This is a genomic window from Erwinia sp. AC075, from assembly GCF_979253995.1.
On sequence record NZ_CEEDEU010000001.1, the window covers coordinates 3,011,551 to 3,023,519 of the forward strand.

At 58.3% G+C, this 11,969-nt stretch carries 11 protein-coding genes; 4 read left to right on the forward strand and 7 right to left on the reverse strand.

Translation table 11 applies throughout. The annotated features are described in order from the left end of the window. Window positions 1–115 precede the first annotated feature (115 nt). Window positions 116–895, forward strand: coding sequence for a TIM barrel protein (locus AC0IXH_RS14245; RefSeq protein ID WP_013200667.1), 780 nt, complete (start codon window positions 116–118; stop codon window positions 893–895). Between the two features lie 52 nt (window positions 896–947). Continuing rightward, entirely contained in the window at window positions 948–1,871 is a 924-nt protein-coding gene (locus tag AC0IXH_RS14250) for a sugar ABC transporter substrate-binding protein (RefSeq protein ID WP_151038319.1), read from the forward strand. Window positions 1,872–1,911: 40 nt separating this feature from the next. On the opposite strand, the gene AC0IXH_RS14255 is transcribed toward AC0IXH_RS14250, so the two are convergent. The 7 genes from AC0IXH_RS14255 to rbsK form a co-directional block, all read right to left on the reverse strand. Beyond that, the gene (locus AC0IXH_RS14255; protein ID WP_346599947.1) at window positions 1,912–2,862 is read right to left on the reverse strand and encodes a LysR family transcriptional regulator; all 951 of its coding nucleotides are present in this window, start codon (window positions 2,860–2,862) and stop codon (window positions 1,912–1,914) included. A 31-nt stretch (window positions 2,863–2,893) separates the two neighbouring features. Beyond that, window positions 2,894–3,808, reverse strand: a complete 915-nt coding sequence (locus AC0IXH_RS14260) for an alpha/beta fold hydrolase (RefSeq protein ID WP_471720588.1) — start codon at window positions 3,806–3,808, stop codon at window positions 2,894–2,896. Then, window positions 3,805–4,446, reverse strand: coding sequence for a 3-isopropylmalate dehydratase small subunit (gene leuD, locus AC0IXH_RS14265; protein ID WP_471720589.1), 642 nt, complete (start codon window positions 4,444–4,446; stop codon window positions 3,805–3,807). Before leuD ends, AC0IXH_RS14260 begins: the two co-directional genes overlap by 4 nt. Then, window positions 4,433–5,869, reverse strand: coding sequence for a 3-isopropylmalate dehydratase large subunit (gene leuC, locus AC0IXH_RS14270; protein ID WP_471720590.1), 1,437 nt, complete (start codon window positions 5,867–5,869; stop codon window positions 4,433–4,435). Before leuC ends, leuD begins: the two co-directional genes overlap by 14 nt. A gap of 1,161 nt (window positions 5,870–7,030) precedes the next feature. Continuing rightward, window positions 7,031–8,053 carry an aldose 1-epimerase family protein gene (locus AC0IXH_RS14275; protein WP_471720591.1) on the reverse strand — a complete coding sequence of 341 codons (1,023 nt, stop codon included), beginning with the start codon at window positions 8,051–8,053 and terminating at the stop codon, window positions 7,031–7,033. Next, a complete protein-coding gene (gene fucP / locus AC0IXH_RS14280; protein WP_471720592.1) occupies window positions 8,050–9,375 on the reverse strand; it encodes an L-fucose:H+ symporter permease in 1,326 nt (441 codons plus the stop codon). Before fucP ends, AC0IXH_RS14275 begins: the two co-directional genes overlap by 4 nt. Before the next feature lie 13 nt (window positions 9,376–9,388). Next, window positions 9,389–10,303: a ribokinase gene (gene rbsK, locus AC0IXH_RS14285; protein WP_346566944.1), complete on the reverse strand. Its 915-nt coding sequence runs from the start codon at window positions 10,301–10,303 to the stop codon at window positions 9,389–9,391. 188 nt (window positions 10,304–10,491) lie between these two features. On the opposite strand from rbsK, the gene deoC reads away from it, so the two are divergent. Both deoC and deoR read left to right on the forward strand, forming a co-directional pair. Continuing rightward, complete coding sequence (gene deoC, locus AC0IXH_RS14290; protein WP_013200658.1) at window positions 10,492–11,163, forward strand: deoxyribose-phosphate aldolase; 672 nt, start codon at window positions 10,492–10,494, stop codon at window positions 11,161–11,163. Window positions 11,164–11,187: 24 nt separating this feature from the next. Next, window positions 11,188–11,964: a DNA-binding transcriptional repressor DeoR gene (gene deoR, locus AC0IXH_RS14295; RefSeq protein WP_013200657.1), complete on the forward strand. Its 777-nt coding sequence runs from the start codon at window positions 11,188–11,190 to the stop codon at window positions 11,962–11,964. Window positions 11,965–11,969 lie beyond the last annotated feature (5 nt).

Here is an 11,969-nt window from a genome sequence, read left to right on the forward strand (position 1 = left end):
CCTACTGACAGGCCGCTAATCTGCGGGTTTTGCCACTGGCATAACATTTGCTTATTAGTGATTAGCCTGCATCCCTGCGGCTGGCCAATTGAACAAATGACTTCGGAGGAAGGACATGACCCTTTTCACTCTTTCAGTGTGTGCTGAAATGGTTTTCCTGGAACTGCCGTTTATTGAGCGCGTGAAACGGATCCACCAGTTGGGCTTTGGCGTGGAACTCTGGAACTGGCAGAACAAAGATATTCCGGCGTTGGCGGCCACCGGCGCGCGCTTTACCTCAATGACCGGCTACCTGTCCGGCAATTTTACCGATGACCGTGAGATCGCCAGCCTGCTGGCCAGCGCGGAAGTGTCGCTGGGCGTGGCTGAGCAGCTCGGCTGTCCGTCGCTCAACCTGCACGGCACCGGGCTGGATGACAAAGGCCTGCCGGTGAAGCCGGTGGAGGTGGTGACCGGCGCGATGTGGCTGAAGGCCGCCAGCACGCTGGAAAAACTGGCGGCGATGGCGGAACGCGCAGGCAAGGTGTTCACCCTGGAAAACCTGAATACCGCCGTCGATCATCCCGGCACGCCGTTCGCCAAAGCCAGTGAGGTGCTGGCACTGGTCGAGGCGGTCAACAGCCCGCATCTGCGCATCAACCTCGACCTGTATCACGCGCAGATCGGCGAAGGAAACCTGATTGAGCTGGTGAAAAGAGCCGGCAGCGCGATTGGCGAAATTCAGGTCGCCGACGTTCCCGGTCGTCAGGAACCGGGCACCGGAGAGATCAACTACCGCGCCATTGCCAATGCCCTGCGGGCGATGAACTACCAGGGCGTGGTGGCGATGGAAGGCTGGGCATCAGGCGACAGCGAGACCGCCCTGATGCGTTTCAAAGAGCAGTTTATGTTGTAACCCATAACAAAATATCCCCAACAAGGGGAAAAACCCTACAGGAAGAATCGCTATGAAATTATCTCAATCGTTACTGTTGGTCTGTACGCTGGCCCTCAGCCCGTTAAGCCAGGCAAAAGAGCAAACCGTTGGCGTGGCGCTGGCCAACTTCGACCTTAACTTCGTGTCGATCCTGCGTACCCAGATGGTGAAAGAGCTGGCGAAAGAGAAGATCAACGGCCAGTTCGAGGATGCCAAAGGCGACGTTGCCGTGCAGGTGCAGCAGGTGGAGAACTTTATTAACCAGGGCGTCGACGCCATTATCCTCAACCCGGTGGATACCCAGGCGGTAAAGCCGATGATGGAGGCCGCCAGCCGTGCCAAAATCCCGTTGATTTTCGTTAACCGTAAGCCGGAAATTCCGTTAAGCGCCAATATGGCCTATGTCGGTTCAGATTCGGAACTCGGTGGCAAAATGGAGATGGAAGCGCTGGCGAAAAAGATGAACTACAAAGGCAACGTGGCAATTTTGATGGGCGCGCTGTCGGCGGAAGAAGCCCGTCAGCGTACCAAGGCCACCGAAGAGGTGATCGCCAAATATAAGGATATGAAGGTGGTTGAGAAGCAGTCCGCGCAGTGGATGCGTAACGAGGCGGTGGATGTCACCTCCGGCTGGTTGCTGAACGGCGACAAGATTGATGCGATTGCCGCCAACAATGACGAAATGGCGATTGGCGCGATCATGGCGCTGCAACAGGCGGGCAAAAAAGATGTGCTGGTCGCCGGCATCGACGGCACGCCCGATGCGCTGCGCTTTGTGAAGTCCGGCAAGCTGTCGCTGACCATCTTCCAGGACGCGGCCGGTCAGGGCATCGGCGCGGTGCAGACGGCGAAGAAAATGCTCGCCGGTGAGAAAGTTGAAAGCACCATCTGGATCCCGTACCAGACCATTACCCCTGAGAACTACACCGAATTTATGACCAAAAACAGCAAGTAACCAATGGGGGAGCCTGGCTCCCCTGTTCTTCCACCGTCGTCTATCGCGGCGCGGGCAACCGTTGAGCAAAGTAGTCGCTGAGAAAATCGATACAGGTTTTAATCCGCAGTGAGTGGGAGGAACGTTGGGTGTAGACCGCCCAGATATTCGCCTGCTGATACCACGCCGGCAGGATCTGCACCAGCTCGCCGCTGGCCAGATGCTTCGCCACGTCCCACGCCGATCGCAGCACAATCCCTTGTCCGCGCAGCGCCCAGGCCAGCACCACGCTACCGCTGTTGGACGAATGCTGACTGTTGACCCGGCAGACAATACTGTCCTCGCCGTTGGTCAGCGCCCAGTTGCCGAATGCCGCACTTCTTTCCTGAATAATCAGGCAGTCATGCTGTCGCAAATCATCCAGCGATGTCGGTACGCCAGCCTGACGCAGATAGTCCGGTGAGGCGCACAGGATCCGGCGGTTAGCCGCCAGCTGCCGGGCGATATAGAGATCGTTGATTTCATCGCCGACGTGGATCTCGATGTCGATCCCTTCGTCCACCAGATTCACTTCCCTGTCACTGAGCATCAGCTTCACGTTCAGCCCGTTATGCAGGTTCATCAGGCCGGACAGGGCATCTGCCATATATTCGTGACCAAAACCAAACGAGCAGCTGAGGGTGATATTGCCGGTCACCGCGCCGCGCAGCCCGTTAAGGTCGCTGACAAAATCGCCGACGCCGCTGACGATCTGCATCGCCCCTTCCAGCGCAATTTCCCCTTCGGCGGTCAAGCGCATGCTGCGGTTATTGCGGAAGAACAGCCGGATATCCAGCTGCTTTTCCAGCATGGCAATCCGCTTGCTGATGGTGGACGGCGACAGCCCCAGCTCCTGTGCCGCGCGGGCGAAACCGCCGTTGCGCGCCACGGTGACAAACACCGACAGATCGTCAATGGCAGGCCAGCCCTCAACAGGCTGGCGGAGATTTTTTCCGGCGGAAGGGGTTTTCATCGTCACCAAAAACAGAAGGAATAATAGAGTTTTATAGCACTGTTTTCAGGAAGGGCTGAAGTTTCTGCAAAAAGAGATCCGCGATCTCTTCCTGCGGCGAATGGCCACAGGGCAACGCTTCGCCCTGCACGTTGAGCGCCTTATCGCGCCAGGTCGCCAGCACGTCGTACAGCTGGCCGACGGTGCCCTTTTCACCCCACAACAGCTGCAACGGGCAGCGGATGCGGTTCTCGCTGTCGGCCGCGTCATCCTCCAAATCAAGGGTCGCCGCCGCGCGATAGTCTTCGCACACCGCATGAACCATCTGCGGATTCTGATAACAGCGCAGGTAGTCCTGGAACACCGCTTCCGACATCGCTCCCGGAGTTTTGAGCTGGCCGTCGATATGTTTGCGCAGGAAAAATTCAGGATCGTGCAGGATCAGCGTTTCCGGCACCGGCGTCGGCTGGATCAGCAAAAACCACCAGAAATAGCGGGTGGCAAAGGCCTGATTGGTCAGGGCGTACATGGTGGCGGTCGGCGCGATATCAACAAAGGTACAGCAGGTGACGCGTTGCGGATGATCCAGCGCCAGCCGATGTCCCACCCGCGCGCCGCGATCGTGGCCGACAAAGGCAAAGGTCGGGTGACCCAGCCCCGCCATCAGCTGCACCAGATCCTGCGCCATCACCCGTTTCGAATAGGGACGATGCTGTTCATCGCTGGTGGGCTTGTCGCTGTCGCCGTAACCGCGCAGATCCGGCAGGATCACCGTGTGGGTTTTCGCCAGCGTCGGGGCCACTTTGCGCCAGCTGATATGATTCTGCGGATGGCCGTGCAGCATCAACAGCGGCGGGCCGTCGCCGCCAATCGCCACTCTGAGCGTGATGCCACTCTCAAGGGTGATATCGTGCAGCCTGAAGCCCGGCACAAACGGCGAATCGCCGCGTTCGGCACCGGCAATCATCCATTCCTCCCGGCGCTCTGGCTGGCAGCCAGCCGCTTCAGCCAGGGTTTCTGGCCATAATGCTGCGCTTCAAACTGCTCAATGGCGGTGAGGTATTGCAGCGTCCAGCCAATCGCGTCTTCGCCACCGGCGAGCATTTCCCGCTTCAGGGCGCTGACCGAAAACGGCAGGGTTTCTGTACCGGCGGTGATTTCGCAGGTTTCCAGCGAGACGGTGATGCGGTTACTGTCCGGGTTAACCGCCAGCTGGCTCAGGCGTCCGAAGCTGCTGTCGTCCAGCGACACGGTCAGCACACCATTGTTCTGGCAGTTATCGTTGAAGATCCCGGCAAAGCTGGTGCCGATCAGCGCGCGGATCCCCAGCTGGCGTAATCCCCACACCGCATGTTCGCGGCTGGATCCGCAGCCGAAATTCGGTCCGACCAGCAGAAAGGACGCGCCCTGCCAGCCCGGCTGATTGAGAATAAAGTCCGGATTCAGTTCGCCATCGACGGTAAAGCGCCGATCGAAAAACACCCCTTTATCCAGTCCCTGACGATCGATCCCTTTCAGAAACTGTTTCGGCATAATGACATCGGTATCGATGTTCGCTTCCAGTAACGGCGCGAGGATGCCGCTTACCCGATCAAATGCTTCCATGATTTCCCCCTGCGTTAAGCATTGTGCGCACATCTTCAAGGTGGCCGCTGATTGCTGCCGCCGCCACCATCGCCGGGCTCATCAGGTGTGTTCTGGCCCCGACGCCCTGGCGGCCAGGAAAATTGCGGTTGGTGCCGGAGGCGCAACGATCGCCCGGTGCCAGCACATCCTCATTCATCGCCAGGCACATTGAACAGCCCGACTGACGCCATTCAAATCCGGCATCAAGAAATTGCTGCGCCAGCCCTTCCGCTTCCGCCTGTCGGCGCACCTGGCTCGATCCCGGAACAATAATTCCGCGCACGTGGCTGGCGATTTTGCGGCCCTGAAGCACCGCCGCCGCCGAGCGAAGATCCTCAATGCGGCCGTTAGTACAGGAGCCAATAAAGGCATGGGTAATGGGGATTTCCCGCAGCGGCGTGCCGGCCGTCAGTCCCATATACTGCAGCGCTTTGCGGATCGCCTGTTGCTTAATCAGGTCGGTCTCCTGTTCCGGATCCGGCACCGCGCCACCGATCGGGCTGGTTTGATCCGGGCTGATGCCCCAGGTCACTTTCGGATCCAGTTCGCTGCAGTCGATCTGCACGGTTTTATCGAATACCGCCAGCGGATCGCTGCGCAGCTGTGACCATTCGGCCAGCGCCTGTTGCCATAGCGCGCCGGTCGGCATCTGCGGTTTGCCCGTAATATAGTCGAAGACTTTTTGGTCCGGCGCGATAATCGCCCCGCGCGCGCCGGCTTCCACCGCCATATTGCACAGCGTCATCCGCCCTTCCATGCTCAGGTCGTCGATCGCGTCGCCGTCAAATTCAATCGCGTAGCCGCTCGCCCCTGAGGCGCTGATTTTCCCCAGCAGGTCGAGGATGATGTCTTTGGCGGTGCAGGCATAGGGCAGCAGGCCGGTGACCGTCACCCGCATGGTTTTCAGTCTGCGATAGACCAAGGTTTGCGTGGCCAGCAGGTGTTCGATTTCTGAGGTGCCGATGCCAAACCCAAGCGCGCCAAACGCGCCATAGGTTGTAGTGTGGCTGTCGCCGGCGGCAATGACCATGCCGGGCATCACCATGCCCTGTTCATGGGCCACCACGTGTTCAATGCCCTGTCGTGGGTCCATCACATCAAACAGTTCGATGCCGAAATCCGCGGCGTTTTGGCGAAAGTAATCGACCTGCAGTTGGCCGCCCGCATCGGTCATGTCGGCATCGCGCGTCGGTCGGGTGGGGTTTACATGATCGACGTTGAGCAAAATGTTCTCAGGATGGCGCACCCCACGGCCGCTTTCGCGCAGGCCGCTGAAGGCTTGCGGGCTGGTATATTCATTGAGAATTGAGCGGTCGATATAGAGTAAAACGTGGCCGTCGTTATCCAGTTCACGCACCACGTGCGTATCAATTAACTTTTCATACAGCGTTTTATTCGACATATCTGCGTCCAAAATATAATCACGGTGAAAGGGAAAATTCAGCGTCATTGGCGAGGAATTAATCAGCAGAGTATGTCATGGAATCACGGCGGTAATGATTCCATCCGGGAAAGGATAGCGTGACGAAACGTGCATCACGGGTGGGGTTGTGGGGCTTAAGGTCAAAGCGGCTTCGGTGGTTCGGCGTCGTTGGGTGGCCAGGTGGACACACAGGTCAAAACACGCTCGGGTGATACGGCGTCAGCATAGATGTTGTGGATTGGGCCGGTGGACGCACGGGTCAAAGGCGGATTGGGTGGTTCGGCGTCAGCATAGAGCGCGTTATCCGGGACGCCGTAAATCCATCCCTGGAGGCTTGGCTGCGGCATCCCTGCCGCAGACACCCGGCTAACGCGCTCTATGCCGCCACCCACAAGCAGTGACGTTGTGGATGGAGCCGGTGGACGCACGGGTCAAAATCAAATGAAGTTTGGTAAACGCATGGGATGAACTCAGCGGGGTTTTGACCTGTGCGTCCACAATCGACCATTCAACACTGAAGCTTGAGGGGAAGGGAGAGAGGGGGGAAAAGCAAAGCATCGGCGACAGGGATGTCGCCGCTGAGCCCCCAGGGATGGGTTTACGGCGTCTTTGTGTTCCCCCCTCTCTCCCTGAGCAAAGCACCGAAACATCCAGACGACGTCCCTAAAACACAGGTCAAAACCCGCTCCGGCGATAAGGCGTCAGCATAGAGCGCGTTATCCGGGACGCCGTAAATCCATCCATGGAGGCTTGGCTGCGGCATCCCTGCCGCAGACACCCGGCTAACGCGCTCTATGCCGCCACCCACAAGCAGTGACGTTGTGGGTGGGGCCGGTGGACACACGGGTCAAAATCAAATGGGGGCCGGGGACGCACGGGTCAAAATCAAATGGGGTTTGGTGGATACATAGGGTGAACTCAGCGGGGTTTTGACCTGTGCGTCCACAATCGACCATTCTACATTGAAGCTTGAGGGGAAGGGAGAGAGGGGGGAAAAGCAAAGCATCGGCGACAGGGATGTCGCCGCTGAGCCCCCAGGGATGGGTTTACGGCGTCTTTGTGTTCCCCCCTCTCTCCCTGAGCAAAGCACCGAAACATCCAGACGACTTCCCTAACACACGGGTCAAAATCAAAGATGCCTTATGGGTTTTCGATTAGCCCGGTTTCCACGCTGAAATGCCGCTGCTCGCGCGGTTCCAACATGATCAACGTGCCTGCCTGCTTCGCTGCGTTCAAGCCTTCCGGGCGGCAGGTGGCCGGTAACACATAGGCGGCGACCTGCTGATCGCTGTTGTGCAGGATCCAGCGCGTGGCATAGTTGAACTGCGCGGTCTGGAAGGTGGTGCTGAAACCGTGGCCGTCCGGCGAGTGCAGATTAAAGGTCACCGTCTCGCCGTACTGCGCCAGATTATCAGCAAAAAACACAATCTCCGGATCGTACATTTCCGGGCGGGTCAGCCCGCCAAAGGCCTGCGGTTCCGCCGCAAGCTGACGGGTATAGTCCAGCCACACCGGCGTTGGATGCACGTGGCCAGGAATCGAGGTCCGCAACGTAAAGGCACTGTCCGGAATACTCTGGCTAAAAGTGCCGTTGTCGACATAGGCGCTGTTCATATGGCACATGTACTGCAACGGCATCGCCTTGCCGGACAGATTGGTGACCGCCATCTCAATGCGCAGGCGCGGCCGATCCGCCAACAACGTCACACCTGGCAATGCGCGATAGTGATGGCCAAAACCTTTGATGTACTCCACCTCGCCGCGCACCGACACGCCCTCTTCTTCCAGCACGATCCAGGCGCTATCCATGCGGGCGCAGGCCATCTCGCCGTGCAACGCATGGACATCGCCCTCGCCAGGGCAACCGTTGGCCAGCAGGCCGGAGTGGAAGGCGAAGCAGCCGTAAGTGTCGATAATGTCCTTGCCCGGCAACGGTTGCTTAAAGCCGTTGCCCATGGTCATCCGCTGACCGTCGAAAGCCGCATCCCACACCATCTGCCCGTAATACGGCAGCACGATTACATAGCCACGGCGGTTCTCCATCCGCACCGCCTCAATCCCTGAGGGGTAACGGAACAGATCGACTTTGACGTCGGCGTTATCCAGCAGCGTGCGCGGCGTTTCACCGAACAGCGAGGGATGCAGTGGCAAAGTGGTTCTCATCGTGCCTCCTCAGCCAGACGACCAGTAACTGCCGGCTGTTTTTTGTGGCGCAGTTCGCCCCAGAAGTAGAAGCCCACCCAGGCGAAGCACAAAAGTGAGACGCCAAACGCCATCTGCATCGAGCCGAGACGGTCAGATACCAGACCCTGCAAGGCCGGGATAAAGGCGGCACCGACAATCGCCATCACGATAAACGCGCCGGCCACTTCGGTGTATTTGCTCTCGACGGTAGACAGGGTGCCGGCATAAATCGTCGCCCAGCACGGTCCAAACAACACGCTGACGAACACGGCGGCATAGACGGCGGTGAAGTTCGGCACCAGCATCACGTAGGCCAGCGTGGCCACACCGACGATGGAATAAGCAATCAGCACCTTCTCGGCGCGGAAGCGCGTCATCAGGAAGTTGGCGACAAACTTGCCGATAAAGAAGCAGATAAAGCTGTAAATCATAAAGTTAGAGGCATGACGCTCGTTGGCCGCACCGAGGTTCAGCGCCAGACGAATGGTGAACGACCAGACCGCCACCTGCATCCCCACGTAAAGGAACTGCGCAATGATGCCGCGCTTGAAGTGGCGGTTTTTGGCCAGATAGCTGAAGGTTTCGCCAAGGCTCGGCAGCTTTTTCTCATTGCTCTGCGGTTTGCAGTGCGGATAACGGGTCAACAGGAACAACACCATCACCACCACCAGGACCATCACAAGGTATTTGTAAGGTTCCAGCGTGTGCTCCAGCATGGTCAGACGGAACTGGTGCAGCTGTTCCGGGTTCATGCCGGCCATCTGGCTGTGCAGGCTGTCGCCATCCTGGAACACCAGGTATTTGCCCAACACGATGCCCATCAGCGCGCCAATCGGGTAGAACGTCTGGCTGACGTTCAGCCGCAACGTGGCGTGATCGCGGTGACCGATCATCGAGCTGTAGGTATTCGCCGCCGTTTCCAGGAAGCTCAACCCGATAGCAATCGCGAAGATCGCCGCCAGGAACATGGTGTAGGTCGCCATATGCGAAGCCGGATAGAACATCACGCAACCGGCGATATACAGCGCCAGCCCCAGCAGGATCGCAATCTTGTAGCTACTGCTGCGGATCACCAGCGAGGCCGGGATGGCAATTAAAAAGTAGCCGCCGTAAAAGGCGCTCTGCACCAGCGCGCTGGCGAAATCGCTGAGGGCGAAAACGCTTTTGAACTGGGTGATCAAAATATCATTCAGGCTGGCGGCGCAGCCCCATAACGGGAACAGGCACGAGAGCAAAATAAACTGAAACAGTGGCGTCTTATTTAAATAGCCATCAGGCTGCTGGACGATGGTCGGTTGCATAGCGAATCCTCAGTTAATCGTTGAGAAAACGGTGGAAGGTATCGGCATCAGGGTACGAAAGCTGGGTTCCCCGTCCGGTGACGCTACAGGCGGCATAGTCGGAGGCAGACTGCATTGCCTTCGCGATATCGCCATGCTGGATCAGAAAGTGGGCAAAGCAGCCGATAAAGGCATCCCCTGCGCCACTGGTATCAATCGCCTTCACCGGCGTGGGCTTAATGCGGTGGACGGCATCCCCCTGCATCCACACCGATCCGCGGCTGCCGAGAGTGATAATCAGGTTTTTCAGGCCGCGTCCCAGCAGCATCTGCCCGGCGCGCAGCACCTCGTCTTCGGTGCTGACCGGCAGGCCCGTCAGGATCTCCAGTTCGGTTTCGTTCGGCATAAAGAAGTCGCACTGGCAGGCGTAATCGATGTCCAGACCGGCCACCGCCGGCGCGGGATTGAGGATCACCTGAATGCCGTTCTGCCGCGCAAAGTCGATGGCGTAATAGACCGTCGGCAGCGGGATCTCCAGCTGCAACACCATCAGACGACAGCGCTTAAGATCGTCCGCGGCGGCATCAATATCCGCCGGAGACAGGTGCGCGTTGGCCCCTTTGATAATCAGGATGCGGTTTTGCGACTGGTCATCGACAAAAATCGGTGCCACGCCGCTGGAGGTGCCCGCCGCGACGGTGACGTGCTGCGCGTCGACGCCGAACCGCTGCAAGTTTTTCACCGTGTTGTCCGCAAACAGGTCTTCGCCCACTTTGCTGACCATCATCACGCTTGCACCCAGCTTCGCCGCCGCAACGGCCTGGTTGGCCCCTTTGCCGCCGCAGCCCAGTGCAAAGTCGGGCGCTTCTAAGGTTTCACCGGCTTTCGGCATGCTGTTGGTGTAGGTGATCAGATCGACCATATTGGAGCCGATGACGGCAATGTCCATGACGTTTTCCCCGTGTAAATTTTCATCATTAAATGTTGTGGAAATAACAATAACAATCATCTCATGTTATTTTTGTGACACCCGTCTCAGCCTGAAAATCCCGCCCGCGAGATGTTAATTGGCGATTGACGCCAGAATGAAAATGTTATTATTTTAACAAAACCCCCTAATCTGCTGAGGAGCTTCCCGTGCAAAACCTGGACTATGCCCGCTACATCGACCACACCCTGCTGGCGGCGAATGCCACCGTGCAACAGATCGCCACCCTGTGTGACGAAGCCATCGCCCACCACTTTTACGCGGTGTGCGTCAATTCGGGTTATGTGCCGTTAGTGGCGGAGAAGCTGGCGGGAAGTGAGGTAAAGGTCTGTTCCGTCATCGGTTTTCCGCTGGGTGCCGGGCTGACCAGCGCCAAAGCCTTCGAAGCGAAAGCCGCCATTGCGGCCGGTGCGCAGGAGATTGATATGGTGATTAACGTCGGCTGGCTGCAAAGCGGTGAGGTGAAGGCCGTCAGCGCCGATATTCAGGCGGTGCGCGAGGTTTGCGGCCCGATCCCATTGAAGGTAATATTAGAGACCTGCCTGCTTAGCGATGCGCAAATCATTCAAATCTGTGAAATTTGTCGTGAACTGAAGGTCGCGTTTGTGAAAACGTCCACCGGTTTCAGTACCGGCGGCGCGCGCGAAGAGCACGTCCGTCTGATGCATGACACCGTTGGCCCCGAGGTGGCGGTCAAAGCATCCGGCGCGGTGCGCGACCGGCAGACGGCAGACATCATGATCCAGGCGGGCGCCAGCCGTATCGGCACCAGCTCCGGCGTCGCCATCGTTAACGGCAGCGCTGCCGGCGAGGGTTATTAACCGTATTATCAGGAGTGACTGACCATGGAAACCCGCCGCGACGAGCGCGTAAACAAGCTGGCATCTGCGCTTAAGCGAACCGATAAAATCCACCTGCGAGAGGCGGCGCGACTGCTGGGTGTGTCCGAGATGACCATCCGTCGCGATCTCAACGAACAGCCGTCGGTGGTGGTGTTATTGGGGGGCTACATTGTCAGCGATCCGAAAAGCAATCAGGGTCACTACTTTGTCTCCGATCAGCAGGCGCATAACGTCGAGAAAAAGCGGCGTCTGGGCCAGCTGGCGGCGTCGCTGATTGAGCCGGGTGATACGGTGTTCTTTGACTGCGGCACCACCATGCCGTGGATTGTCGATGCCATCGATAATGAGCTGGCGTTTACCGCCATCTGCTGCGCGATGAACACCTTCCTGGCGCTGAAAGAGAAACCGGCCTGTCAGGTGATCCTCAACGGCGGTGAGTTTCATGCCGACAACGCCATCTTCACTCCGCTGGGTCACGGCTCGGTAATGGACAGCCTGTGTCCCGGCAAAGCCTTTATCTCTGCGGCAGGCATTGATGCCGGTCAGGGTGCGACCTGCTACAACCTCAACGAATTGCCGATGAAGCATCAGGCGATGCAGCGTGCCAGCCACAAGATTCTGGTGGCTGACAGCAGCAAGTTTGGCAAAGTGTTGCCCGCCCGCATCGGCGAACTCAGCGCCTTCGAGACGCTGGTCAGCGACGATGCCCCGCCGAAAGAGCTGGCGCAGAAGCTGAAACAGCTGGGCATTGACGTGATGGTCGGGCAGAAAGCGCGTTAGGTCAG

What these genes read in the sequence shown, in the direction of transcription:
- AC0IXH_RS14245 (WP_013200667.1), top strand. Translation starts at nt 116, where the DNA reads ATGACCCTTTTCACTCTTTCAGTGTGTGCTGAAATGGTTTTCCTGGAA.
- AC0IXH_RS14250 (WP_151038319.1), top strand. Translation starts at nt 948, where the DNA reads ATGAAATTATCTCAATCGTTACTGTTGGTCTGTACGCTGGCCCTCAGC.
- AC0IXH_RS14255 (WP_346599947.1), bottom strand. Translation starts at nt 2,862, where the DNA reads ATGAAAACCCCTTCCGCCGGAAAAAATCTCCGCCAGCCTGTTGAGGGC.
- AC0IXH_RS14260 (WP_471720588.1), bottom strand. Translation starts at nt 3,808, where the DNA reads ATGATTGCCGGTGCCGAACGCGGCGATTCGCCGTTTGTGCCGGGCTTC.
- leuD (WP_471720589.1), bottom strand. Translation starts at nt 4,446, where the DNA reads ATGGAAGCATTTGATCGGGTAAGCGGCATCCTCGCGCCGTTACTGGAA.
- leuC (WP_471720590.1), bottom strand. Translation starts at nt 5,869, where the DNA reads ATGTCGAATAAAACGCTGTATGAAAAGTTAATTGATACGCACGTGGTG.
- AC0IXH_RS14275 (WP_471720591.1), bottom strand. Translation starts at nt 8,053, where the DNA reads ATGAGAACCACTTTGCCACTGCATCCCTCGCTGTTCGGTGAAACGCCG.
- fucP (WP_471720592.1), bottom strand. Translation starts at nt 9,375, where the DNA reads ATGCAACCGACCATCGTCCAGCAGCCTGATGGCTATTTAAATAAGACG.
- rbsK (WP_346566944.1), bottom strand. Translation starts at nt 10,303, where the DNA reads ATGGACATTGCCGTCATCGGCTCCAATATGGTCGATCTGATCACCTAC.
- deoR (WP_013200657.1), top strand. Translation starts at nt 11,188, where the DNA reads ATGGAAACCCGCCGCGACGAGCGCGTAAACAAGCTGGCATCTGCGCTT.